The organism is Microcoleus sp. CAWBG27 (assembly GCF_020883145.1).
In the GTDB taxonomy this organism is placed as follows: Bacteria; Cyanobacteriota; Cyanobacteriia; order Cyanobacteriales; family Microcoleaceae; genus Microcoleus.
In genome coordinates, this window is record NZ_JAHREU010000013.1 from 16,601 (window position 1) to 41,398 (window position 24,798).

The window sequence follows — 24,798 nt, forward strand, 5'->3', positions numbered from 1 at the left end:
GGACTTCAGTCCTTCTTTTCCTGAAAACTGAAATCCAAAAAAGGTTCGTAGTGAGGACTTCAGTCCTTCTTTTCCTGAAAACTGAAATCCAAAAAAGGTTCGTAGTGAGGACTTCAGTCCTTCTTTTCCTGAAAACTGAAATCCAAAAAAGGTTCGTAGTGAGGACTTCAGTCCTTCTTTTTCTGAGGACTGAAGTCCTCACTACAAACCTGTTAGATTATCATCCTGACTCTGGTAGAAAAGTCTCGCTACTTTAATTTCTCTGCCCGAGTCACCGCCACAAATCCTTGCAAACGCCATAAATCATACATCAGCCTCTCTGTGCGCGGTGCGCGCTGCGGAATAGATTTTTTGTATTACTCTTGATTCGTCTTAATTTCTGTATCCTGCCAAACAAGCGCTACATTTGGCTGGCAAACTTTGTACATATTTTAACTAAGACTTGGAAAAACTCTCAGTAGGATTCCGGATGGAGTAACAGACTTAAGGATAAATGAAAAAGAGTGTTTGAGTCTGGGAGAGCGTTTTCTAATGTACGATATTACCCTATTTACCCCACAAGATATCGCGAAATGCAGTTTAGTCCTGCGCCAGTTCGGTAGAAATTCTGCTAGTATGGAAGCCAGCAGCCAGAAAATTGTCAAGTATATTTACCAACATTTTTGCGATTCGCAAACAGGAGAAAATAGCTGTGTTTTGGTGCGTTTGTTCAAAACTCATCCCTACGGGGAATTAGAAGACTCATTGCAACAATCCGCCCGCCGCTTAATGAATGGCAAATCCCCTGCCGCCGACATAAAATGCTGGACTCTACTAGCAACCGCAGGCATAGAACCGCAGTGGAATTCTCGGCACACAGCAGTAGAAAATACAGCTATTCCCTTAGTTAGCACCGAAGTAGTAGCCAAAATACCGGCGATTTCGGAAACCATCAGACAGTTCGGTTTAGATATTCCTACAGTCCTCGGCATCGAGGGAGAAAGGTTTCTGCAATTAGAACCAGCAGTATTAAATATTTTTCACGTATCCGAGGCAAAAGGTAGCCCCTTTATTCCCGAACAAGATTCCTTAATTATCCCGTACAAAGTCAAGTCTGTCTTGGCATTTGGGGGACTGTTGCGATCGGGAAGTTTGTTTACTGTAGTGATTTTCCTTAAAGTAAAAATTCCCCCTAGCACAGCTCAATTGTTTAAACATTTTGCACTTAGTGTCAAAACGGCTCTGTCTTTATCTGACGAAAAAGATGTTTTTAATAATTCAAAAACATCGGCAAATATTGTGCAATCTCACAATGCTTACGAAAATCAATTATTGGAACATCAAGTTGCTAGTTTGATTCAATTGCTGGATTTTTCGGAACAGGAAATGCTCAGGCAAGCAGCTCGTTTTGAACGGATAATTGATAAGTTGCAGCGCGAACTTGCCGATCGCAAAAACAAGGAACAAGCTTTGCAAGCAAGTCAAGAATCATTCAAAGGCATCATCAATACTCCCGGAGATGCTATTGTGCGTGTCGAGGAAAATCAAGGAATGCACAGTTTTAATCAAGGTGAAGAACAGATTTAATCCAAGCTATGTTAAAATTGGTTCGTAGTGAGGACTTCAGTCCTCATAAAAGTCTGAGGACTGAAGTCCTCACTACGAACGTTATTTAGGGTTGGGGGTTCGGGATGCTAAGATCGAGCCGTACCATTTATCTATTGGCGTTTGCTTTGTAACCCGAAATCCTAAATTTTCAATAACTTGTCGGGTTTCGACGTGAGTGTGACCAGACCACAAGTGATATTCTAAAGACAGGTTTTGCACGAGTTGCCAAGAATCTCGGTCTTCAAATAACAGCCATTCTGCACCTTCGCAGTCTACTTTGGCTAAATCGACGCTGCCGCCAATGCGATCGATCGCCCTTTTCAACGATACCATCGGTACATCGCCGTTTTCGCTGACGCGCGATCGCGTTTTTCCCGATACTTCCCGAATATCCAGAACTACTCTACCATCTTCGGCTCCCACAGCCTCCATAAAATAGGTAAAATTGGCAATTTCAGATTGATGTTTGAGGTAAATTTCTAAGTTTGGATTAGCTTCGTAGGCGTGAATTACAGCTTGAGGAAATCGATTCCGGGCGGCGATCGGAAACAACCCGACATTCGCCCCGATATCGAGAACTTTCATCAGCGATTCAGATAATTGTTCCACTCCGTAACAGTCATCTAAAAGCACTTCAATAAATTCTCCATCCATGCCTTTCTCCTCCGGCAAGTTTACTTGTTGGCGATTTCCTTGCACAATTAAATTACCGGGCAAATTAAAGCTAGCAACCCTCTTGAATTCTATACCTAACTTTTGGGCGCGGATTTTACGTTGCAAAAGTTGCAGTATTTTATTGACAAGCATAGAAGAATATTAAAAAAAAATCATTTTTATAATAACGCTCTCTGCGCCCTCTGCGCCCTCTGCGGTTCAAAAAAAATTAGATTCACTTCAGAAAATACGATTCCTACCCAGAAAAAATCTGCTTTAATATATGTCAAAATACGCTCCCAAATCCGGGAATCAAAAATGTTAGAGTTCGATCGCCTATTTCAAACAATCGAAGAATTAGTCATGCTGCACTCCCCCAGCGGTATGGAGTCAGAAATTAACCAGCGGTTGATGGAAAAATTCGCAGCCCTGGGAGTGAATGCTTGGATCGATCGCGCGGATAATGCGATCGCCCTAATTCCCGGGCGCAATCGAGAAAAGTCGATCGCCATTACCGCCCACAAAGACGAAATTGGCGCCCTAGTTAAAACAATAGGCGATCGGGGCCGCGTCGAAGTCCGCAGGTTGGGCGGCGCCTTTCCTTGGGTTTACGGCGAAGGCGTCGTCGATTTATTGGGCGACAAGCAAACAATTAGTGGCATTCTCAGCTTTGGAAGTCGCCACGTTTCTCACGAATCTCCTCAAAAAGCTCAGCAGGAAGATGCTGCTGTCAAGTGGGAAAATGCCTGGATCGAAACCAAGTGTACTACCGAGGAATTAGCCGAGGCTGGGATTCGGCCGGGCACGCGGATGGTGGTGGGAAAGCATCGCAAACAGCCGCTCCGGTTAAAAGATTGGATCGCGAGCTATACCCTGGACAACAAGGCTTCAGTGGCGATTTTGCTGGCTCTGGCGGAATGTTTGAAAGAGCCTGCGGTGGATGTTTATTTGGTGGCGTCGGCGAAGGAGGAAGTTGGGGCGATCGGGGCTTTGTATTTCACGCAGCGCCAGCCGTTGGACGCGCTGATTGCTTTGGAAATTTGCCCGATCGCGCCGGAATACCCGATCGCAGATGGCGAAAACCCGGTGTTGCTGGTTCAGGACGGCTACGGAGTCTACGATGAAGGATTGAATGGCCAATTGCGCGCAGCAGCCTCCACAGCGGGCGTCGAGGTGCAGTTGGCGGGGATTAGCGGTTTTGGTAGCGATGCTTCGATCGCCATGAAATTCGGTCATGTGGCCCGCGCCGCTTGTTTGAGTTTCCCCACGCAGAATACGCACGGGTTTGAAATTGCTCACTTGGGGGCGATCGGCAATTGCGCCGCCATCCTCAAAGCCTACTGCGAGCAACTTTCGGACGACTAGAAAAAAAACTTTCGCAAAGTAGTTGACAAATTCAGAAAGATTAGTTAAGGTAATAAAGGTGCGGAACACAAGCAAACGCAACGCAAAACGCGCCCCCATCGTCTAGAGGCCTAGGACACATCCCTTTCACGGATGCGACGGGGATTCGAATTCCCCTGGGGGTATTGAAAATTTAACTGTGATATCAAAATGATATCTAGCAACTGGTAAAGGCAACAAGCCCAACCCACACGCTAGGTATCATTTTTGCATTTGGTGGGTTGAACTTCCTCTCGTATTGGATAATTGTAAATCCAGACGCGGTTTCAACCGCCCGGTCTTCTTGCTGATTTCATGGAGGTAAGCTAAATTTTTGAATAGGCGAGATTTACAAAACATCGCACTCACTCGACTTAAAGAAGTAGAAGTGCTGCTCCAAAATCGTCAATACTCTGGTGCTTATTATCTCAGCGGTTATGTCATAGAATGCGCTTTAAAAGCTTGCATTGCAAAACAAACCAGGAAATTCGACTTTCCTGACAAAAAAACTGTTTTCGACAGTTACACCCACGATTTAGAAAAACTTGTTAAAGTTGCTAAACTTGATGCAGAATTAAAAACTCTGCTAAGAGATGTAGACTTTTTAACTGCATGGGTAGTTGTTAAAGATTGGTCAGAAGAAAGCCGTTACAAAAAACATGACCGACAAAAAGCCCTGGATATTTACTCAGCAATTACCGACCCCAATCACGGAATTTTACAATGGGTACAGCAACATTGGTAAGTCAAGAAATAGAAGAAGGTCAAAGACTAATAGACGCTCTTAATGCAGCAGGTTTATCAGTTGATTCTGCGCTCTGGATCTACGCACCAGAACCGGAAAGCTGGCGATTGATGCTCACCTCACCTTTATACGATAAGAAAGGCCCACTTAAAACTTACCACGCAATACTATCAGTCTTTCGTGAGGTAGAACCTGAGTTAAAAATTGATTGGACAGCCCTTGTCGCAGTCAGCGTCAAAGATAAATTAATTCAGGGATTGCGTGAGTTACAACAACGTTTCAAATCAAGTTTCTCAGGAAGACGGATAACGAATCAAAGCATCAATCATAGGTACATTGATGATGCTTACATTTATCAAATCAAGTAAAAATAGCTAAGGAGGGATAGCTACAAGAGCGATCGAGATAATTCTGTGCGAGTATGTAGAAACTTTGTAATTTAACTTAAAAGCTTTACGCATGAGCCCAGAAACCGGGTTTTGGCTGAGAAGACGCGTTGAAACTCGCAAATTCGGTAAAAAACCCGGTTTCTTTGGTTTGCGGGCGGCCAGAAACCGGGTTTTTGTCGAAAATCCAGGATGAAAATCGACAAATTCGGTAAAAACCCGGTTTCTTTGTCGGAGTCGGTAAATCCTGTTATTGCTTCCTGTTCATTGCTTTTTAAAGGCGAGACAGCTTATCATAATTAGCAATTAGAGAGAATTTAAACAACCTGCCATGCTGTGGACGCCCGGACAAATCCTCAAAACTCGCCCTTTCCGCATTGACACCATCCTCGGAATGGGGGGATTTGGCATGACTTACAAAGCCACACACTTGCAACTTAACTATCAAGTTGTTCTCAAAACGCCGAATCTGAGTTTGCAAAATGACCCGGAATATCCCAACTTTGTCCGCAGATTTATCCGCGAAGGGCAAATCTTAGCCAAATTTTGCCAAAACGCCCATCCTGGAATTGTCCGCATTAGCGATTTGTTTGAGGAAAGAGGCCTTCACTGTTTGGTAATGGATTTAATCGTCGGGGAAAGTTTATATAATACTGTACGGCAACAAGGCAGACTCCCGGATACAGAAGCAGTGGCAATTATCCGCCAAATTGGAGAAGCATTAAGCGAGGTTCACCAAGCAGGAATTGTCCATCGAGATGCCCATCCAGGTAATATTATGTTGCGTCCCAACGGGCAAGCAGTGTTAATTGATTTTGGGCTGGCAAATGAATTAATGCCGACTGTTATTAGTAGCAGACATCCTCATAACCCTGCTTTTGCTCCTTGGGAACAGCATATTGAAGGCAGTGGTAAACCAACGGTTGATATTTATGCTTTAGCTGCATCGTTGTATTATGCGGTAACGGGAAAAGCGCCAACAGCTTCCCTCAATCGGCATTTTAGAAATGAAGCATTGCCACCTGCGAAAAATTTTGGGGTGCAAGATTGGGTGAGTTTAGCAATAGAAAAAGGGATGGCATCCGAAGCGCAAAAGCGGCCGCAGTCGATGCAAGATTGGTTGAGTTATCTGCGGGAACCAATTCCGTCAACGGTTGCCGGTGTTTCGGTACAGCTTAAATCAGCGATGGGTGTTGACTATACTCGTCTGGGGGATTTATTGGCTGCGGGGAAGTGGCAAGAGGCGGATGAGGAAACACTCAAGGTGATGTTGAAAGCTGCTAGACGGGAGAAGGAAGGCTATTTTACAAAGGAATCCATCGAGAATTTTCCTTGCGATGATTTGCGAACGATCGACCAATTGTGGGTAAAATACAGTCAGGGTCGTTTTGGCTTTAGCGTCCAGAAAAAAATCTGGTTGGAAGTAGGCGGTAAAGTTGATTATGAGAGTGAATGCAAGCTGGGCGATCGTGTCGGTTGGAGAAAAGGAGGAAGTTGGTTGAATAAAAGAGACCTAACCTTTAATAAACAAGCACCAGTAGGCCACCTCCCGTTTTGTTGGACGAATGATAATATTGTAATGGGGCCTACGGTAATATTGTTAGATGGTGCAGAAAAGGTAGTTTGGGGTTGGGGGTGCGTTCTTCTCTCGCATCGAGAGCTGTAAGCTGTAATCTATAGCGATTTCAGCCCCTTGTCAAGTCTTTTTGTGAGAACCTTTTTCTACGAAGTTATCGGCTTTTGGTCATTTCATTACCTGCTACGCCTTGATATCACTCTTCAAACAACAGACTCGCGAAATTCGGATCGTAGCAATTGGCCAACACAAACTGTTTGGGGCTCAGAAACCGGGTTTTTTACGAAATATTTGATTGTAGCCAGCAAATTCGGTAAAAACCCGGTTTCTTTGGTGAGTGCGTAAGTCCTAATCAACTCTAAAGTCGAGACTAAATGATGCGTTATGCCATTGTCATTGAAAAAACACCCAATAACTATTCAGCTTATGCACCCGATTTACCCGGATGTGCAGCCACAGGCGCTAGTCTTGCGGAAGTACAGCAGCAAATTAAAGAAGCGATCGAATTTCACTTAGAAGGATTGCGAGAGGAGGGTTTACCCATTCCCGAACCAACTACTCTCTGTGAGTATGTAGAAGCACGGTAGTAGGGCAAAATATTTTATAAATTAAAGTCGGCAAAATTCAATTATAATCTACTCTAAAGAGGATATTGTCGAACACTTCTTCGTCCAACAGTAACAACTATATCATTCCAAATCCGCAAGAGCGACTTTCAAACAAGCACGAACCTCCTTCCAGTCACGTTCCGAAAGATGACCGATTAGAACTAAGTTGGAAGATGGCGGTAGAGTGACAATAAAACTGCGAAAAACCGAAGCGACTCGTAAACCTGCTGTTGCCCAATCTTGGAGTATATAATCAGTTACGGCTAAAGCAGTTGTCTGTGTAGTCAGGAGTCCAGCTATTACATCGCGGCGGGTTGTGTTATAGGTAACTGATGATAGAATTACAGCCGGACGACGTTTAATGCCAGTGACACCTGGAAAATCTACTGTTACCACATCACCAGGATTAAAAGACACTATTACATCACCTCATTTTCAGGAAAAATGGTGGCTGCGTACTGCAAAGAAAACGCCGTTATATCGAGTTTATCTTCTTCAGTCCAAGTCTCGCTTTCATCGACAACCGATAGATTTTGCTGCACCAAATCGTTGAGAATAAGAGTTGCCAAGCGCAGTCTATCCTTTGGTGAAAGGGTAGACAGAACGCGATCGTAAACTTCTCGAACAGTAGTTGACATACCAAATACTCCTGCTTCTTATCTTCTGGAACACTTAGGGCAGGTTGATTTGATTATAGCTCAAAAATTAATAAATTTATGCTATACTCAAATTCTAATTTTTAACCACAGATTTACCTATGCCAACTTTAACTGATATTGGCAGTTTGATTACCCGCGCTCCGCAAAGTTACGGAAATAAACCTAAACGAATCCATAGTTGTCGCGCTATTAACTGTGATTGAGAATTCATTCCCAAAGCTGTAACTGTTACTCTACCTACTGGTGTCATTCCTGCGATCGCACCTGACTCAGCTTGCACTTGAAAATTCTCTTCCCACCTATTTTCTCTTGGGTGAAACAGCGAAACTTCTGTATTAGATGTAGAATCAATTCCGCTTGTATTAGTTCCTTTCCGCAGATTGCAAGAGCGACAAGCTAATGCTAAGTTTGAAATCTCATTATTACCGCCTCGATAAAGTGGAATAATATGTTCAATCTCGAAAGGAAAGTTAAATACGATTTCAGGTGCGCGGCAATATTCGCAACGATGAGCAGCACGATCTGCTACTAAATTGTAGTTAGGATTCATCAGCTCGATTGTTGTACGAGAACTTCTGTCCGAATAGTAGCAGCTTTCAGTTCAGCTTCGACAAGACTTTCTAATTCCGCTTGTTGTTGGGGAGAAAGATTTTGTCCTCGATCGCGCGCTGTACGCCACAAATTCATTAACTCTGATAATTGTTTTTGTTGCTGTATAGTAAATAATTCGTCAGGATTAAACCTTTGAATGACTATTAATGCGCTGAAGTCTGTTTCGCCTAACAAAGAAGTCAAAGCATCTAAAGCTTGACCCGCAGTTTGACCGACAGATTGCCGATCGCCCGCAATAGCGCGATAGGATTTCTCACCGTTGGTATTAATTACAGGCAGGATAGTTACCGCAGTCATATCCGATCGCAAGTTAGTTACTAATTTAGTATAACTGATTGCCTATAATTATAGCTAAGTCTATCGCTCGTAGCTCGATGAACGCAATTACCAAGTACGGCTTTTCTCAATCAAAAAGATGAGGTATGACTGACAGCTTATATAACCACTTAGGCTAAGAGGGCTGAAGCCCAACAACGTACCCGATCTTTGTGAGAACCGCTATATTTATTTTTCGACCATTCGATCGACCTTTTCCCTCACCAGCAAGTCTAGCAAAGCACGCAGCACCAACAACCCAACGCCTCCCGACACACCAAAAGCTACGATCGCCCCCGTTTGATATCCGCCCACCAGCAGCACTGCACCCGTCAGCGCCCCAAAACCCGCCATACAGGCAAAAATCAGAGTTTTTAGCGCTAGGTTAATGCGTTTCAGGGCGCGATCGCTCTCGATATTGCGGACTCGAATTTGCAACTCCCCATCTTCGATTCGACTCTCCAAACGCTTCAGAAAAACTTCCGCCTTACTAGGTTGCTGCAATTTATATGTAATAAAATTTCGTGCTTGGACAGCCAATTCTGCGATCGCATTTTTCCGTCCTTTACTCACCGCAATACTCTTGACAAAAGGCTGAGCGCATAATAGGAAATTGTAGTGAGGGTCGAGAGTTCTGGCAATCCCGTCGAGAGTCGTCAACGACTTGACAATAAACATCATTTCTGCTGGTAAGCGAAAGGGTTGTTGCTCGAACATGATGTACAGTTCGTTCTTGATTTCATTGAATGCTTGAAAGTCGATCGGCTTATCAATAAACTTATCCAGCAGAAAAGCAATCAGCCTGCGTACCGGCATCATATCCGGCATCTGCTCCACTAAGCCGATCGCAATTAAAGTATCGAGTACCCGATCGGTATCCTTTCTCAGCACAGCAAAAAAAGTCTTGACCATTTCGTCCTTAGCCAGAGACTTCACCTCTGCCATCATCCCAAAATCGTAAAATATTAAGCTACCATCTTCTGTCACCGCCAAATTTCCCGGATGCGGGTCAGCTTGGAAAAAACCGTCAATTAACAACTGCTTTAAGTAACAGGAAATTCCGAGTTGATTGAGCTTCGTAATATCTACTCCAATCGCCTCTAAACTAATCCTATCATCTACCTTAATCCCTGGCGCGTATTCTAAAGTCAGCACTTTTTTAGTCGTGTACTGCCAGTAGACTTTCGGGACAATAATCTGAGGATATTCTTGAAAATTATGGCTGAAGCGATCGGAATTTTTACCTTCTTGCACGTAGTCAATCTCTTGATATAAAATCTTAAAAAACTCATGATAAAGAGATTCTAGGTCGTACTTGCGCGTCCCAGGCAAATAGCGATCGCACAAACGCATTACTTGGCGCACCGCCTTCACATCCAAATCGAATAATCTTTCCAAACCCGGGCGCTGCACCTTCACAATCACATCTTCCCCGGTGTGCAGCCTCGCCTTGTGCACCTGTCCCAGACTCGCTGCGGCAATGGGCAACGGGTCAAAATCGCGGTACAAAGCGTAAATATCTTTGCCTAACTCAGATTCTACAAGGGCGATCGCCTCTTCGGAACTAAACTCAGGAACCCGATCCTGCAACTGTTCCAACTCCTTGACATACTCCAGCGGCAGCAAATCCGCGCGAGTCGAGAGAGACTGCCCGATTTTAATAAAAGTCGGGCCCAAATCCAGCAAAGTATTGACCAACCAATGGGCGCGAATTCTTCTAGTATGAGCAGACTTATCTTGCAGCAGTCCATCCCACCACAAAAAAAACATAAACTTTACCGTCGCAGCAAAAACGTCTATTTGTCGTGCCAGCGGCGAATATTTAGAACGTTGCCAACGCAGGAGTTTAGGTGCTGCTTTTGTGAGCATAATATTCGTCGCGATCTATTGAAGTGCACCGCAACGATTTTAACTGGAAATTGCAGCAAGCGATCGGCTCAGATAGAAATACCCGACAAATAACGGAATTTACTTGCAGCCAAACACCTTCAACAGTTGACAGTTGTAGGGGCAGTGCCCCCGTGCCTGCCCTCTTTAGCAGAATTTGGCTTGGAATGAATCAAGCGCGTCAAGTCCCATGGACGCTTGATTTACCGCATCGAGCGTTACATTACCAGAAAATTCAATCAATAGTGGGGTAGTGGAATTTCCCAGTGCGAACGAAGCTGCTTTGGCAGGGAGCGCTTCAAGGGCTGCAAAACCGATCGCACCGCTGGCTGCTGCGACGGCAAGTTTTTGGCAGATGTTTTTCATGTTGGTCATAAATTTATCAAATGTTGAGCGATCGAGCCGAACTGATTTTGTTGGTGGGTTCCCACCAACTAATTACTTTAAATTTGCTGTTCAACTTATCAGACTTCGCCCTCAAAACACCCCTAATTTACCCCTTTATCATCGCGTAAATACACTAATTTCAACCTATTTTATATTACCTTTTTGCAAATCTATTGGATTTAAAATATCTTAATTTTTTACGAAGTATCCAATCAAAAAATGATAATTATTACAACTATAATTTTATCAGTTTCTGCCAGCACAACTACTAATATGATGTCCGACTAATTACCATAACAATAAAAGTTTGTAGCATTATGCGGACTGAAGTCCGCACTACAAACCTGTTTGTAGCATTATGCGGACTGAAGTCCGCACTACAAACCTGTTTGTAGCATTATGCGGACTGAAGTCCGCACTACAAACCTGCTGGCAATTCAGGACTGCTTCTCAACCCAACTATTATAGATTCAATAGTTCCGCTGGAATTTTTGGCAAAGTCACAGTAAAAGATGTGCGGCACAACTCGTCAGATTCAGAACTTTCTGCCGGACAACTAGACACATCAATAGTACCATTCAAGTGCTGCACTAAAGACTTTACCAGGGCTAGACCCAAACCCGTACCGGCGATCGCTTTGTTGGTAATGCCAGTACCGCGACGGAATTTTTCAAAGATGTGGGGCAAATCAGCATCAGGAATGCCACGCCCGAAATTAGACACACTTAGGACAATATCGCTGGCTACCTCAGACGCCTGAAAAACTACCGTTGTTTCAGAAGCCGAGTATTTTCCAGCATTCGTCAGCAGTTCCAGTAGCACCCGCTTAAGACTGTCCGGGTCGCTTTCCAAGGAAGGGGTAAACTTCGGCACATCCACCTTCAGAGTCAATCCCTTATCCGCCCACTTTTTCTCAAAATCCACAACTAAATCTTTAATTAAAAGGTTGAGATCGATGTTGACTGGATAAAGAGGAAGTGGCTGACGCTCAAATTGCTTGAAGGTTAGCAAATCCTGAACCAGGGCGGCTTCCTTAGCACAATGCTGCTCTAGAATGTCGAGATAATTAGCCCGACTTGCTGATGGCTGTTCGGCCTGTTTGAGCATCAGAATTGCCAGATTCATGATTGTTAAAGGGGTACGCAACTCGTGACTAACATTGTCGATAAACTCGTCTTTAATCAGCTTCAATTTGCGTAGTTGCTCTAGTTGATTGGCAGATTGTTCGTGCAGTTTCTCCTGCACGTTGATACTTTCTTCCAACTCAGCATCTCTTTTTTGGACTTGGGTTTGCACTTCCTTGAATATCTGAGTTTGAATAATCGCCCTGCTCGCTTGAGCGCAGACTGATTCCAGAATTTCTAATTCTTCAGGGTTCCAAGGGCGCGGCTCGGAGTGCTGCAAAACCAAGAACCCTAAGACAATTTCCTGTCTGCTTGCGTGCATGATGGGAATTACCAGCAACCCCCGAATACCTTGGAGTTTCAAGATTTCTGCGGCTCCCTCTTGTTCCTTGTCGATTAATTCGCTGGCGTCAGCAAGGGCGAGAGGTTGGGGTGCGCTCTGGAATGCTCGATCGCACAAATTAGATTCCGACAGCCAAAAAGTGGGAGAGTTATTTTGTTTGGAGTTAGAACTTTTGGATTTGGAATTAGCACTTTTTGCCTGGGTTTTGGATTTGGCTTTCGAGCTTTGTTTCCCAGAATCTTTTGGTTCTATTGCTGGTTTACTTTCATTTTTGGTCGGTGCAGATTCACCAATTAATACTATTTTGGCTTTGGGAGTTTGATTGACGGAGGCTTTTGTTGCGGGGGAGTCTGTATCTTTGAACAGCAGTATTTGACCTCTATCTACTTGCAAGGTATTGACGGTATTTTCAATAACTTGCTGCAAAATTCGATCGACTTCTGAACAGGTGTCGATCGCAATAGCAACTGACCTGAGTAGATTTTTGTATTTAGCTTGTTGCTGTAACTGTTCGTTTAAACTGGCAATTTCTTGAGTTTTTTGAAGGTGAGCAATCGCGATACCGATCGCCTCTGATGCTGCTTCTAAGCGCTGGCGATCCGTTGCTGACCACTCGTGAGGTTGCAACTTACCAAGAACGATCGTCCCATTTACAGCCCCTCCAAATCGCGCAGGCGCTGCCAAAATTGCCCGACAAGGCAGCGGTGTCACAGGGGAATTGGGCGATGAAGCTGTCAAAGGAGTATCAAGATAGTCGGAGATCCCTACTATCTCGCCGTCTGCTAGCAGGTTTGCGAAAACAGGATGTTCGAGCGATATGCTAGGCGATTCTAATTTTGTGCTTTGGGAGTCTTCGGGTATCTTACTTGCATCCGCAGCGTTTGGCAGATCGCTCTTCTGAAGCCAGCAAGCATTCGGAATTACTACTTTCTGGTCAGCTACAGCAGCAACCAAACAGAAATCTACCCCACAAGCAACCCCCAAAGTTTTTGCTATTTGTAGCAGCAGGATTTCTCGATCGATTTTGGTCGCGAGAATTTGGTAAATTTGCCGCCCGACAAGGGCAGGATCGACCTGGTACTGCATAAGACGATCCAGAAATTTTTGGACTGATACTGGTTCTGCCATTTGTGGTAGATGCAAAGTGCGAGACTCTGAAGGCGATTGGTCGATCGGAGTAAAGTCTTGATTTCCCTGGTAATCGATCATGGCAACGAAGTCTTTCTTTTTTTTAATGATGTTTAAGCAGATTCGTGCTGCATATATAGAACCTATATATAACAGTCGGTTGGACTGTTATGAGCCTGCTTTCTGCGTTGGCGCAGCCCGTCGGCGGGTAACTAAATCTGTAAAAGACTTACTCAGATCCGACCGAGTTCTATTTTGCTGTTTTCTACCGCTACATAAGACTTACCCAAAGCTACCCAACTTTATACAAAGCTGGACTTTAAAGCTTACTTCCTGTTTCATCCTGGTAGTGTCGGCACTGGTCCAGTCCGCAGGCTAACTCCGCCTAACTGACGGTTTTTGACAAATTAATTGCTGCGTTCAAGTCACGGTCAATGACTTTGCCGCAATGGCTGCACTCAAACACCCGTTCCGAAAGAAAAAGTGTGTCTTTTTTGGTTCCACAATTAGAACAGGTTTTTGAGCTTGGGAACCAACGGTCAACTATTACCAACTTTGAACCGTACAACTTGCACGCTCTAGGTTAACTGGCGGCGGAACTCAAAGAAACCCATATCAGCAACCGATGCAGCTAGTTTATGATTAGCCATCATCCCAGATACATTCAAATCCTCTATGACTATTACACCGTGGTTTTTGGCAAGTAATGTCGTTAGTTTGTGCAACGTATCTTTACGGATGTTAGCTATCTTTCTATGCAGTCTAGCTATCTTGACTTGTGCTTTTTGACCATTGCTCGAACCGATGACTTTATGACGACTCAACCATTGCATCCTTGAGAGTTTTGCTGCATATTTTTTGTAGGATTTAGCACCGATAACTACTTCACCTGTCGATAGAGTAGCCAATGCTTTAATACCGAGGTCAACTCCTACAATATCTGTTTGGCATGACTCTTCCTGTTCTACATCAAATCTGAAACTGATAAACCACCTGTCGGCAATACGGGATATCGCGCAAGACTTGGTTGATACTTGTGGTAGCCTTTCATAAGTCTTGAGGACGCCAATTACAGGAACTTGGATTTTGTTACTCCCGCTTATTTTAACTGTCCCTTCCAACGTGAAAGAATCTCGCCGTCCTTTTCTCTTAAACTTCGGTACCCCAGCAGTCTTTTTAAAACACCGCTTCCATGCTTCTCGCAATGCTATTAATGCGCTCTGCGGTGTAGATTTGCTGCACCCGTAATACCAAGCATTCTCTGATTTAACCATAGCTACTAACAGTTTGTGCAGGTCAATAGCTGTGGGAAATTTGAGTTTTTCCTTGGGGTTTGCTTGATTGTGGTCGAGAATGTTTTTAGTCAACCACAGTCCCCAATTCCAAGCGTGACGCGCTACCCCGCAATGTTTGGCTAGCAGTATTCGCTGTCGGGCATTGAGTTTTAATTCGGTTTTAAATCCGAGTAGCATGGCATTCCTTTATTTGGAGCACGGCATATATTTCTTGCTTGCACTGTCTTATTGTGACCAATATCAGACACCGCAGCAAGTATGGAAAACCTAACAGAAGACAAAAGCTACCCACGATCGGGCGCATATGGGCAGCTTTGTCTAACAATCTAGTTACAGTTTCTAGCCCTTGGATCTGTGCGGGATGAACTTTAGCACCCTTGAGCAGATGAGGATAAATTCCATTTCCACTAATTTTGACTGTTCTGAGTTATGAAGCTTTTCTTGAGACCGCTTCGTGACACCTCTCTCCTAACTCTCTGATGTTTCTTATTTAAGTTTGTGATCCTGATAAAATTTTATTGTGATATAAATCATGCGATCGAGTGACGCCGATCGCAAAAATGAAAAATTAAAAAATCCTCCCTCAGGATCGATCTGAGAGTTACGAAGTTTTTGCTCGACTACTCATCGATCGCAAGTTCTAGAAACGCTGGGCTAGTTCTATTGTTAAATTTATGGGACTTCCCTGCTTACTTATTTTGTGCTTCCTGTTGGGCTCGATCGCTATTTTGGCGATAAAGTACCGTCCGGTTAACAGCCGTTGCATAGCGGGGATGATTTGAAGGTACGGCGGCCATCAAATCCGAAGCTTGCTGCCACTTAGCAGCCACTACTAACCAATTTTCGCGAGATTGAGCGGTTTTGCCCTGGGTGGCTGCTTGCTCTGCCACCCGCACTGCTTGGGAAAAAGAGTCAGCAGCAGAATTAGCATTTTCCTTAGAAGTTTTGACAGCAGGTGTTGCTTCTGAGGAACTGGGACTGGCAACTGCTTGGGTGGTGGCGGCTGTGCTGTTTGGCACTGGGGAATTGAGTCCTTTGTAGATGGCGGCCACCGCAACCAGCAACAACACGCTCAAGCTGACGCCGCCGACGATACCGCGCTTAAATTGTCGCGGTTGCTGCATCGATCGAGGAGCAGCGATTCTCGGCAAAGCCCGCTCTTCAGCTTGGCGTTCGTGATGGGCGGCGGCCAAACGCTTGAACAAGTTCGGCTTTCTGAGTTTAATTTCTTGAGACCACAGCAATTGATTTTCTGGATCGCGGCTAATTTCTTCGAGCCACAGCAGTTGGTGTTCTCGCACCAGCCGGCTGTTGATGTTGACTCGGCGAATATTGCGGGGCGAGAGATTCTCCAAAATTTCTCGGATGCGATCGACCAAACTAGACTGTTCGAGCAGTTGGGGTGTTGCAGCTTCGCACAGCAGTTGCAGTATGCCAGAAGCAAACACGGCTCTAGCTCTGACACCTACGTGTGCCAGTTGGTCGTTAAGGATTTGAATAATCGATGCAACGGAGCCCTCGCGAGCTTGCCGAGCAATGTCATCTATTTGATTCGCCATAACACTATAATTGACGCTTCGCAATCTGTTAATTGTTAATCCAAAGTCTCGGATCTAATTTTTACCTATACACGTTATCACTGACAGTGCCAGGTTAAAATTAACAGATGCAAATCTTGCATACCGGATCCCACTTAACACGATCGCCACAGAATTGAGCGAGACAACAGGAAATAAACTATGGGTAAAGTAATTAGCGGTCAAATTTTTGTTTTAGATGACAACATCGATACAGATCAAATTATCCCAGCCGAATACCTGACCTTGGTTCCCTCGAAGCCGGACGAGTACGAGAAACTAGGCAGTTATGCGATGATTGGGTTGCCCGATCGCTACGGCAAGTTTATGGAAGCCGGCGAAACCAAAACCCGGTATCCGATTATCATTGCGGGCGAAAATTTTGGTTGCGGTTCTTCGCGGGAGCACGCTCCGATCGCTCTGGGGGCTGCGGGCGTCACAGCAGTGGTAGCCTTGTCTTACGCGCGGATTTTCTTTCGCAATTGCTCGGCGACTGGCGAATTGTATCCGATCGAATCGGTCGATCGACTTTGCGACTCATTTGTAACAGGGCAAGAAGTGACGATCGACTTTGAGGGCGATCGAATTATCAACCACACTCAAAACCTGACTTACTCCCTCAAGCCTTTAGGAGATGTCGGGCCGGTAATTGATGCCGGAGGGCTATTTGCCTACGCACGGCAGACGGGAATGATTGCGGCTCGTTCTTAGCTGTTAAAAAACCTGAAATCTAGGGTGCGTACTGCGCCCCTTACGACTAAGCTATTGTGCATTTAGTTTTTACCTTTGGGGTGAGCTTCTAGCCCGCCCCACAAGAATTTCAAAAATCAGGGACAACTTATAAGTAGAGTCTCAAATCGACTCGATAAAATTCAATAAAATCCGTTGGTGAGGAATGCCAAAAGGTCGCACATCTCCAGACTTTTCAGAATAGCATTTACCAGCCCGAATATCGTCCACTGTCAACAACTGCATATCCCAACCCTCTTGCAAAACTAAATCGTTGACATCCGCAGTAAGTTGTGAGTGAAATACGTGGCGCACAATATCTCCTTCGACATCGCGACAGAAAAAAGAAACAGTTGCAGGAGCATAGCCAATTTCCTCTACTAATTCCCGCAGCAGAGCCACTTGGGCAGTTTCTCCCGGTTCCAAGTGTCCGCCAAACAAAGCCCAATGTCCGGGATACCTGATATTCGGAATATCGTCCCGTAACTGGCAGAGAAACTTGCCGTCTTTGTGTAAAATTGCGATCGCCACGTGAATTTGAGTCATAAGGAAGAAGGAAGAGGGAAGAGGGAAGAGGGAAGAGGGAAGAGGGAAGAGGGAAGAAGTCATGTTTTGCGAGCTTAAGAACTCGCGCACAGCATCACTCATTAGTCAAGGGAAGAAGTTTGACTAGAGAGAGGTTCACCCAAATCTATAATAATAAAAACGAAGAAGCTTCTAAACTCGCCCCGGTCGAAACTTTGTTTCATCCTAAACTGTAAAATAAAGGAAAAAGCTCATAAACTCGATCGCGTTTCAGCACAAATAACCAAAGCAAAAGCGCTCAAGCGCAACTACAAACCTTGGATTTTCATGAAATACAGGTACTTAATTATTGAAAAAAAATTAGCGTGTAGTTATTTTGCTTTATCAGCCGCTGGAGTGCGATTTAATTGTTCCATTTCCTCAATATAAACTTCACCTAAATCCTTGCCTGCCAATTCCTTCACGGTGATACTCTTAAAGCGGACTTCTCCCTTGAGCAACACTTCATCGCCAAGCTTAGGCAAAGCTTGCTTAGTTAAAATCCAAATCTTACCAGTACCGTCTTGAATTTGATAAGCCGCATTCCCCACAAACGGAGCGCGATTTTCCACCTTTCCTCGGAGATAAACTTCACCATCAACTTGCCGCTTTTGTTGAATGTCGCCAATGCTAGCAACATTCAAACCGAGATGGAGTTGAGACATAGGTACATTGCCACAACTGAGCAAACCGCTAGTCAGTATTAGCAATAAAGAACCTATGGAGTATCTTTGAATCCAAACTTGCTGAATTATAGTAGTCATTTGTCAAATGATTAGAGATTTGAGATTGTGATACGACTTACTCTAACAGAATCCTTAGAATCGATCGCAAGTCAGAAATTTCTCTAGTGTAGTCCTTGACGGCAGTTAAGCTAAAATTTAAACTCGTCAGCCCCTAACCCTTAGTCTACAATGGATGCCAAAACTGCTCAAATACTAGATGGCAAAGCTTTAGCAACAAAGATTCAAAGCGAGCTGAGCGATCGAGTCCGCGCCCTACAGCCCCAGATTGGGCGTCCTCCGGGACTTGCGGTGCTAATGGTGGGAGACAACCCAGCCAGCGCGGCTTACGTCCGCAACAAAGAGCGAGCCTGCGCTAAAGTTGGCATAGCTTCCTTTGGCCAGCATTATCCAGCAAACGCGACTCAAGCGGAACTCGAACTTGCAATTCATGCGCTCAACGAGGACGATCGAGTAGACGGCATTTTAGTACAACTTCCGCTACCAGAAAACCTAGATGCAATTTCGCTGCTGTACCAAATTGCCCCCGACAAAGATGCTGACGGACTTCATCCTGTAAATTTAGGCCGCTTGGTGCGGGGCGAGCAAGGTTTACGCAGTTGTACTCCCGCAGGAGTGATGCGACTGTTGCAAGAATACCAGATTGATTTGAAAGGAAAAAATGCTGTTGTTTTGGGACGCAGTATTTTGGTGGGTAAACCGATGGCGCTGATGCTGTTAGAAGCCGATTGCACTGTTACTGTAGCTCATTCGCGATCGCAAAACCTAGAATCAATTACCAGCCAAGCCGATATTTTAATTGCTGCTGTCGGCCGCACCGAAATGATTGCAGCTAATATGGTTAAACCGGGAGCAGTAGTAATTGATGTTGGTATTAACCGCGTCGTCAATCCAGACGGTACTAGCCGTTTGGCTGGAGATGTAGATTTTGATGCGGTTAAAACAGTAGCCGAATTTATAACACCAGTACCCGGAGGAATCGGGCCGATGACTGTTGCTATGTTGTTGGAAAATACGGTTTCTAGTTATAGCATCAAGTAGAAGTAGGGTGCGTCGCCGTGAGATTTTATATCGTAGTTGAAGATTGTCGATCGCGACGCACCCTACGGCTATTTCTTGACAGCAACAACGCGAATTCGGCGATAATCTGCACTCCAATTACCATCGCGGTAAAGGACAGGCAGCAAATGTTCTTCAACTGTACGAATTACGTGCGATCGCACTTCCGGCGACAAACCCGACAAAAACCCGCCAGCAAACATCTCAATCCAATTTACCATACCAGCGGTGCCACATTCTAGGGGAGTCGGGCGATCGAACAAAACCGCATAACTGACATCAAAACCGTGGTTTTCCAGAAGCAGAGCATACTCGCCGATACTCGGAAAATACCAAGGATTAAGCGATTCAGGCTCCTCGCAGCCAATTTCCGACAAAACATTCAAAAGCGCGCGGGCGATCGTCCCCACATTCCCCTTACCGCCAAACTCAGCCACAAAACGCCCTCCCGGCTTCAGCGCTTTTTCCACACAAGCGATCGCAGCATCCGGCTGCTTAATCCAGTGCAAAACCGCATTAGAAAACACAGCATCTAACGGCTCTTCCACTTGAAAATTTCTCGCATCCGCAGCCGCAAAATCAATGTGAGGATAATTAGATTGAGCCGTAGAAATCATCGCCAAAGAAGAATCAATACCTCGCACAAAAGCACCACTTTCAGCAATCTTTGCAGTTAACTGTCCCGTCCCGCAGCCCAAATCCAGAATTCTTTCTCCCGCCTGCGGAGCGAGTAACTCCAAAAGCGATTCGCCGTACTGCCAAACAAAAGCGTGTTGCTGTTCGTATAGATCCGTATTCCAAGAATCTTGTGTCATCATAACTACTCCAAACCTTTCTTCTCTCTCTGTGTTCTCTGTGTTCTCTGCGGTAAAAAAAACCTCCTTCACAGAGCTGTTCGTAGAGAGCCGTATTCCAAGAATCTTGTATCATAACTACTCCAAACCTTTCTTCTCTCTCTGTGTTCTCTGTGTTCTCTGCGGTAAAAAAAATCTTCCTTCCCAAAAGCGAGCGAATTATTTGCTAGCGAGTTCCGCGATCGCATTTTCATCAATCCTGCAAACCCTAATATTTTCCAAAATCCGCGCTCCCTGCTTTTCATAAAAAGCAACTCCCGCTGCATTCTTCGCATTAACAGTCCATTCAATTCGCCCGCAATTATTCGATTCAGCAACTTGTGCCAAATGTTTCAACAAAGCTGTACCCACTCCCATACCGCGCATGGGAGCTTGCACAAATAAATCATCAAGCCACAGACAAGGCTGAGTCAACAAACTTGAATAGGTAGCATAAAACATCGCAAATCCTACCGCAGTGCCTGCAACTTCAGCAAATACTACCCGCACTAGCGGAGGTTGACTAAATAAAGCTTGCTGCAATCGATCGGTGGTTGCTGCAAAAAAAGTTTTCGATCCATCGAATTCGCTTTTTTGCGCGATAAAAGTCAGAATTAGTTCCAAGTCTGCAAGTTCGGCTTCTCTAATTTTTATATCCAAATTAGCCATTGTTTAAATCTCAACTTCGACTATTAATCACTGTATTAAATGCCATCATTAATGTCCAATATCTTTTTGAATGACAACTTATACTTTTAAAATATTAATGATTGAGAAGCTATGGAACTGCGACATTTGCGTTACTTTATTGCCGTTGCGGAGGAACTGAATTTCACTCGCGCAGCGGAAAGACTGCACATGGCTCAACCTCCGCTAAGCCAACAAATTCAGCATTTGGAGGCAGAGTTGGGCTTTCAACTTTTTCGTCGCACCAAGCGGACTGTTATGCTAACGGAAGCGGGACAGGTTTTTTTTGAGGAATCACAGAAAATTCTGCTACAAGTCGATCGCGCAATTCAACTCGGCAAACAGACAAGTCGGGGCGAACTCGGCCAACTCACTGTAGGCTTTGTGAGCTCCGCCGCGCACAATGTAGTTCCAGCCATCTTGCAGGCGTTTCGCACTCGGTGTCCCGCCGTCAAGCTCGAACTGCACGAACTTACAACTAACGAACAATTGCAGCGACTGCGGGAAGGGCGCATTGATATCGGCTTCGTGCGCCCTCCGATCGAGGAAGATGGCATAAATTCCGAAATCGTTTTTCGAGAACCTTTGATCGTGGCGCTGCCAGAAACGCATTATTTAGCCGATCGCGCTGTTGTAGAATTGCACGAACTTTCTGCCGAACCTTTCATACTATTTCCCCGTTCCCTAGCTCCAGGATTGTACGATCCGATCGTCAGTCTGTGTCAGCAAGCCGGTTTTAGCCCGATCGCCGGTCAAGAAGCGATTCAAATGCAGACAATTATCAGCTTGGTAGCCGCCGAGATGGGGGTGGCGATCGTCCCCGCATCAATGCAAAACTTCCAGCGCACTGGGGTTGTTTACAAATCTTTGCCAGAATCAACCTGCATAGTGGCGATCGCCCTAATTTGGCGCAACACTCCCACGCCAGCGGTGCAGCGGTTTTTGCAGACAGCCAGAGACTTGTCAAGTCTTCAATATTAGGGATTAGCGCTGTTTCATCACTTTAGCCATAGTATAATATTTCTGGCGTTGCTGATTTACGGTATGAACGACTCAACGTGAAAAAATGAAACAAGCCAGTCAGTCAATCTTCTGAATTTTCAAGTTATCCATTTTCATACCCTGATTAAGCAATGCCAACTAATTTTTTAGCCGTCATTACTGCTTCTCTATCGTTCTGTCCTACCGACCTCCTACCGCCCGATCTCGACATCCTCGAGAATGCCGACAGCGTCGGGGACAAGGATAGCGGCGGAGAAGTAGTTGCTGACCAGATAGGAGATGATGGCCTTTTCGTTGATGCCCATAAAGCGCACGTTCAACCCTGGCTCATATTGATCGGGCAACTCCGCAGGCTGAAGACCCACCACGCCCTGATTGTCCTCACCGGTACGCATGACGATGATCGACGTGGTCTGGGTCGTTCTGTCGATGGGGATTTTGCCACAGGGATAGATGGGGATGCCGCGCCAGGCCGGAATGCGGTTTCCACCGACATCGATACTTTCCAGGTAGAGACCCATTCTGTTGCACTGACGCGCAAAGGCGGCGATGGCACGCGGGTGGGCAAAAATGTACTGTGAATTGCGCCGCCGGGCGATCAGCTCGTCTATGTCATCCGGGTGAGGCGGGCCGTTGCGGGTGGGGAAGCGTTGGCTGAGGTCGGCGTTGTGCAGCAGGCCGAACTCTTGATTATTGACCAATTCGTACTCCTGGCGCTCGCGCAACTCATGCACAGTCAATTTGAGCTGTTGTTCGATCTGGTTCATTGGCTCGTTGTAGAGATCGGCAACGCGGGTATGGACACGCAGCACCGTCTGCACCAGGCTCAACTCGTATTCGCGCGGAGAGGTCTCGTAATCGACAAAGGTCGTGGGCAGCACGGGTTCGCCTGTATGACCGGCAGCTAACGCAATGGCGGCCTGACCGTGTGCATCTTGGGCTTTTGGCGGGCGGGCTTTGAATTCTTCGATGTGGGCTTGCAGCGATTCAGAGGAAGCCACCACCTCTTCAAACGCCCGCTGCGTCAGCACCAACACCGTGCAGCGCGTAACCGCCTTCATGGTGAAGTCCCAGAGATCGCCGGATTCCATGATAGCCTGGTAGGTGAAGTGGTCGCCATCGGCCAACACCGCAAGCTCCACCTCATCGCCATACTTGCCCGTACCGATCTTGCTGACCTTGCCGTGGGCAATCAGCACAATCTGGTCGGCGGGGGTTCCCTTTTCCACCAGCACATCACCGGGTTGAAACTCCTGCTGCACAAAGCGATCTGCCAACGTGTTCAACACCATTTCCTCGTCAAACTCGCGCAACAGGGCCATTTCGCGCAACTCTTGCGGGATCGCTCGTATGGTGGACCCCACATTGGTAAATGTCACTCGGCCATCGCCCAGCGCATAGGTCAAACGCTGGTTGACCCGGTAGGAGCCGCCGCGCAGATCCACCCAGGGCAACAGGCGGCTGATCCAGCGCGAGCTGATGCCCTGCATCTGCGGAGCAGTCTTGGCGGTTGTGGCTAACTTGCGCGCCGCATCTGTACTCAAGCTCGACTGCTCTGCTAGCATCTGCCCATTGGGGTTAAAGTCTTCGGTCATCTTTCACCTCGATTTCTATGTACACACGATCTGGTTTATTCAACCATATGAAATCCCGTTGAACCATTTATGCTTCTATGGTTAGGTTGATGATTGTGAATCTAGCTGCGGGGTACTGTTGCTGTTCTTGTAGCGCGGGTTGCTGTTGTGCCATTCGAACGCGCCGCCCATCCACCCCCGCAATCCGCGCAGGAACCGCTGAAGCTCCACGTTGGGCACTGCCTGGAGCTTCTGGTGGCGTTCCCGAAAGTCATGAACCAGGTCGTTGTGAAACTTGACGGTGATCTCCGTCGCCTCTTCGATAGAGCAGCCCCGATCCGCCACAATCTGTAGCACCATGTTGACTGGTGGCTGCTTATCTGCCAGATCTTTGGCGACCGAAAGAAGATCGTTGACAAGGACGACAGCCGTCCCGGCTAGGAACGCTGCGTGACGGACGCGCGGCTCGAAGAAAAGATCCGCTGGGAGGACGTACCCTCCGATGGGGTCGATTAGCGTCATGGAGGTGTAGAAGCTGTCGTGCTGGCGTGCGGCCAGATACTTCCAAGCTGGCGGGTACTCGCCAGTGTAGCGCCACGCCGCGTAGGCCCCCCAAGAGACGAACATGGAGAAGGTGGCGTAACAGGTACGCTGGACTTGCTCCGGCGTGGCGTACTGACCCAAATAGTCGATGCCCCTACCGAGGGCCACCAGCACGCGCTCTTCGGCTATCGCTTCCTCCAGCGGTGGGGTAAATTCCCCCGCCGGGGGTGGCGGGTCCATGGCGGTCATCGCCAAGAGGAGACGTGGGGGGAGCAACATTGGATCCGCACCGAGCTCGCTGTCGTCAGCGTAGTAGTCGTCTGCGGCCCACCAGGCCATGTTCAGCTTGGCACCGATCAACAGCCGATCTGGGTCGTCGCAGTCCGGGTGGGCCAGCATAACCAGCCGTCCGAACCGTACCTTGCGAATCTTCTCCACCTCGTCCTCATCGAACCCGCACGACCGTGCCCAGGCCGCCAGCCGATCGTCGACCTCGTCCGCCAGCGGCTCGTTGAATCGCTCGGTAATGGGGCAGTAGAGCGGCGAGGCAGTCCCATCGCCCCAGGCTCTCTCTGCATAGGCCGGATCGAGGTCCCCCGCCGGGGCGAGGTCTGCCTGGAGCAGCCGTGGCTCCAGGTTAGCGGCACGAGCAGCCTTTGCCAGCTCGCTCACAAAGCGAGCGGCGGATGTACCGAGGCCAGTCGGACCGAATAAAAATGCGGTACTCGTATCATCCAGGTTGGTATCTTTCATGTGGAACCTCCGGGAGCTTGGAAACCCAGCGTCTTCAGACCTGGG

General features: G+C 46.5%; 27 protein-coding genes and 1 tRNA gene. 11 read left to right on the plus strand and 17 right to left on the minus strand.

Annotated features, from left to right (window positions below; translation table 11 throughout):
* Window positions 1-531 precede the first annotated feature (531 nt).
* Entirely contained in the window at window positions 532-1,566 is a 1,035-nt protein-coding gene (locus QZ938_RS09875; RefSeq protein WP_293351144.1) for a histidine kinase, read from the plus strand.
* Between the two features lie 81 nt (window positions 1,567-1,647).
* On the opposite strand, the gene QZ938_RS09880 is transcribed toward QZ938_RS09875, so the two are convergent.
* On the minus strand, window positions 1,648-2,394 hold the full coding sequence (locus QZ938_RS09880; protein WP_293145289.1) for an FkbM family methyltransferase: 747 nt from the start codon (window positions 2,392-2,394) through the stop codon (window positions 1,648-1,650).
* A gap of 165 nt (window positions 2,395-2,559) precedes the next feature.
* On the opposite strand from QZ938_RS09880, the gene QZ938_RS09885 reads away from it, so the two are divergent.
* From QZ938_RS09885 to QZ938_RS09910, 6 genes are all read left to right on the plus strand, one after another.
* Window positions 2,560-3,606 carry a M42 family peptidase gene (locus tag QZ938_RS09885; RefSeq protein ID WP_293351145.1) on the plus strand — a complete coding sequence of 349 codons (1,047 nt, stop codon included), beginning with the start codon at window positions 2,560-2,562 and terminating at the stop codon, window positions 3,604-3,606.
* A gap of 91 nt (window positions 3,607-3,697) precedes the next feature.
* Window positions 3,698-3,770: transfer RNA gene (locus QZ938_RS09890), tRNA-Glu, on the plus strand.
* Between the two features lie 188 nt (window positions 3,771-3,958).
* A complete protein-coding gene (locus tag QZ938_RS09895) occupies window positions 3,959-4,369 on the plus strand; it encodes a HEPN domain-containing protein (RefSeq protein WP_293351147.1) in 411 nt (136 codons plus the stop codon).
* On the plus strand, window positions 4,348-4,737 hold the full coding sequence (locus QZ938_RS09900; protein ID WP_293351149.1) for a hypothetical protein: 390 nt from the start codon (window positions 4,348-4,350) through the stop codon (window positions 4,735-4,737). Before QZ938_RS09895 ends, QZ938_RS09900 begins: the two co-directional genes overlap by 22 nt.
* Before the next feature lie 349 nt (window positions 4,738-5,086).
* Window positions 5,087-6,421 (plus strand): serine/threonine-protein kinase, encoded by a 1,335-nt coding sequence (locus tag QZ938_RS09905; protein ID WP_293351151.1) that lies wholly within the window; start codon window positions 5,087-5,089, stop codon window positions 6,419-6,421.
* A 284-nt stretch (window positions 6,422-6,705) separates the two neighbouring features.
* A complete protein-coding gene (locus QZ938_RS09910) occupies window positions 6,706-6,918 on the plus strand; it encodes a type II toxin-antitoxin system HicB family antitoxin (protein WP_363318807.1) in 213 nt (70 codons plus the stop codon).
* A gap of 102 nt (window positions 6,919-7,020) precedes the next feature.
* Here the strand turns inward: QZ938_RS09910 and QZ938_RS09915 are convergent, their stop codons facing one another.
* The 6 genes from QZ938_RS09915 to QZ938_RS09940 form a co-directional block, all read right to left on the minus strand.
* A complete protein-coding gene (locus tag QZ938_RS09915; protein ID WP_293351153.1) occupies window positions 7,021-7,356 on the minus strand; it encodes a type II toxin-antitoxin system PemK/MazF family toxin in 336 nt (111 codons plus the stop codon).
* Between the two features lie 2 nt (window positions 7,357-7,358).
* Entirely contained in the window at window positions 7,359-7,577 is a 219-nt protein-coding gene (locus QZ938_RS09920; RefSeq protein WP_293351155.1) for a hypothetical protein, read from the minus strand.
* A gap of 169 nt (window positions 7,578-7,746) precedes the next feature.
* On the minus strand, window positions 7,747-8,148 hold the full coding sequence (locus QZ938_RS09925) for an HNH endonuclease (RefSeq protein ID WP_293351157.1): 402 nt from the start codon (window positions 8,146-8,148) through the stop codon (window positions 7,747-7,749).
* Entirely contained in the window at window positions 8,148-8,507 is a 360-nt protein-coding gene (locus tag QZ938_RS09930) for a hypothetical protein (RefSeq protein WP_293351159.1), read from the minus strand. The genes QZ938_RS09925 and QZ938_RS09930 overlap by 1 nt, the downstream gene beginning before the upstream one ends.
* 207 nt (window positions 8,508-8,714) lie before the next feature.
* Window positions 8,715-10,394: an AarF/ABC1/UbiB kinase family protein gene (locus QZ938_RS09935; RefSeq protein ID WP_293351161.1), complete on the minus strand. Its 1,680-nt coding sequence runs from the start codon at window positions 10,392-10,394 to the stop codon at window positions 8,715-8,717.
* A gap of 165 nt (window positions 10,395-10,559) precedes the next feature.
* Complete coding sequence (locus QZ938_RS09940; RefSeq protein WP_293145262.1) at window positions 10,560-10,787, minus strand: hypothetical protein; 228 nt, start codon at window positions 10,785-10,787, stop codon at window positions 10,560-10,562.
* 11 nt (window positions 10,788-10,798) lie between these two features.
* Here QZ938_RS09940 and QZ938_RS09945 point away from each other — a divergent pair, with 11 nt between their 5' ends.
* Entirely contained in the window at window positions 10,799-10,927 is a 129-nt protein-coding gene (locus tag QZ938_RS09945; RefSeq protein ID WP_293145259.1) for a hypothetical protein, read from the plus strand.
* Window positions 10,928-11,261: 334 nt separating this feature from the next.
* Here the strand turns inward: QZ938_RS09945 and QZ938_RS09950 are convergent, their stop codons facing one another.
* From QZ938_RS09950 to QZ938_RS09965, 4 genes are all read right to left on the minus strand, one after another.
* A complete protein-coding gene (locus QZ938_RS09950) occupies window positions 11,262-13,475 on the minus strand; it encodes a GAF domain-containing protein (protein ID WP_293351163.1) in 2,214 nt (737 codons plus the stop codon).
* A gap of 304 nt (window positions 13,476-13,779) precedes the next feature.
* Window positions 13,780-13,962 (minus strand): zinc ribbon domain-containing protein, encoded by a 183-nt coding sequence (locus QZ938_RS09955; RefSeq protein WP_363318810.1) that lies wholly within the window; start codon window positions 13,960-13,962, stop codon window positions 13,780-13,782.
* 10 nt (window positions 13,963-13,972) lie between these two features.
* Entirely contained in the window at window positions 13,973-14,866 is an 894-nt protein-coding gene (locus QZ938_RS09960; RefSeq protein ID WP_293351164.1) for an RNA-guided endonuclease TnpB family protein, read from the minus strand.
* Between the two features lie 512 nt (window positions 14,867-15,378).
* Complete coding sequence (locus tag QZ938_RS09965; RefSeq protein ID WP_293351166.1) at window positions 15,379-16,248, minus strand: hypothetical protein; 870 nt, start codon at window positions 16,246-16,248, stop codon at window positions 15,379-15,381.
* A gap of 180 nt (window positions 16,249-16,428) precedes the next feature.
* On the opposite strand from QZ938_RS09965, the gene QZ938_RS09970 reads away from it, so the two are divergent.
* Window positions 16,429-16,977 carry a 3-isopropylmalate dehydratase gene (locus QZ938_RS09970; RefSeq protein ID WP_293351168.1) on the plus strand — a complete coding sequence of 183 codons (549 nt, stop codon included), beginning with the start codon at window positions 16,429-16,431 and terminating at the stop codon, window positions 16,975-16,977.
* A 141-nt stretch (window positions 16,978-17,118) separates the two neighbouring features.
* Here the strand turns inward: QZ938_RS09970 and QZ938_RS09975 are convergent, their stop codons facing one another.
* Together QZ938_RS09975 and QZ938_RS09980 are read right to left on the minus strand one after the other, a co-directional pair.
* Complete coding sequence (locus QZ938_RS09975; RefSeq protein ID WP_293351170.1) at window positions 17,119-17,541, minus strand: NUDIX hydrolase; 423 nt, start codon at window positions 17,539-17,541, stop codon at window positions 17,119-17,121.
* A 350-nt stretch (window positions 17,542-17,891) separates the two neighbouring features.
* Window positions 17,892-18,224 carry a DNA-binding protein gene (locus tag QZ938_RS09980; RefSeq protein WP_293351172.1) on the minus strand — a complete coding sequence of 111 codons (333 nt, stop codon included), beginning with the start codon at window positions 18,222-18,224 and terminating at the stop codon, window positions 17,892-17,894.
* A 249-nt stretch (window positions 18,225-18,473) separates the two neighbouring features.
* Between QZ938_RS09980 and folD the strand changes: the two genes are divergently transcribed.
* Window positions 18,474-19,343, plus strand: a complete 870-nt coding sequence (gene folD, locus QZ938_RS09985) for a bifunctional methylenetetrahydrofolate dehydrogenase/methenyltetrahydrofolate cyclohydrolase FolD (RefSeq protein WP_293351174.1) — start codon at window positions 18,474-18,476, stop codon at window positions 19,341-19,343.
* Window positions 19,344-19,411: 68 nt separating this feature from the next.
* Here the strand turns inward: folD and QZ938_RS09990 are convergent, their stop codons facing one another.
* Both QZ938_RS09990 and QZ938_RS09995 read right to left on the minus strand, forming a co-directional pair.
* Window positions 19,412-20,248 (minus strand): methyltransferase domain-containing protein, encoded by an 837-nt coding sequence (locus tag QZ938_RS09990; protein ID WP_293351176.1) that lies wholly within the window; start codon window positions 20,246-20,248, stop codon window positions 19,412-19,414.
* 126 nt (window positions 20,249-20,374) lie between these two features.
* On the minus strand, window positions 20,375-20,863 hold the full coding sequence (locus QZ938_RS09995; protein ID WP_293351178.1) for a GNAT family N-acetyltransferase: 489 nt from the start codon (window positions 20,861-20,863) through the stop codon (window positions 20,375-20,377).
* A gap of 111 nt (window positions 20,864-20,974) precedes the next feature.
* Between QZ938_RS09995 and QZ938_RS10000 the strand changes: the two genes are divergently transcribed.
* Entirely contained in the window at window positions 20,975-21,862 is an 888-nt protein-coding gene (locus QZ938_RS10000) for a LysR family transcriptional regulator (protein ID WP_293351180.1), read from the plus strand.
* A 212-nt stretch (window positions 21,863-22,074) separates the two neighbouring features.
* On the opposite strand, the gene QZ938_RS10005 is transcribed toward QZ938_RS10000, so the two are convergent.
* Window positions 22,075-23,478: a family 2B encapsulin nanocompartment shell protein gene (locus QZ938_RS10005; RefSeq protein ID WP_293351182.1), complete on the minus strand. Its 1,404-nt coding sequence runs from the start codon at window positions 23,476-23,478 to the stop codon at window positions 22,075-22,077.
* A gap of 81 nt (window positions 23,479-23,559) precedes the next feature.
* Window positions 23,560-24,753 (minus strand): family 2 encapsulin nanocompartment cargo protein terpene cyclase, encoded by a 1,194-nt coding sequence (locus QZ938_RS10010; RefSeq protein WP_293351184.1) that lies wholly within the window; start codon window positions 24,751-24,753, stop codon window positions 23,560-23,562.
* Window positions 24,754-24,798 lie beyond the last annotated feature (45 nt).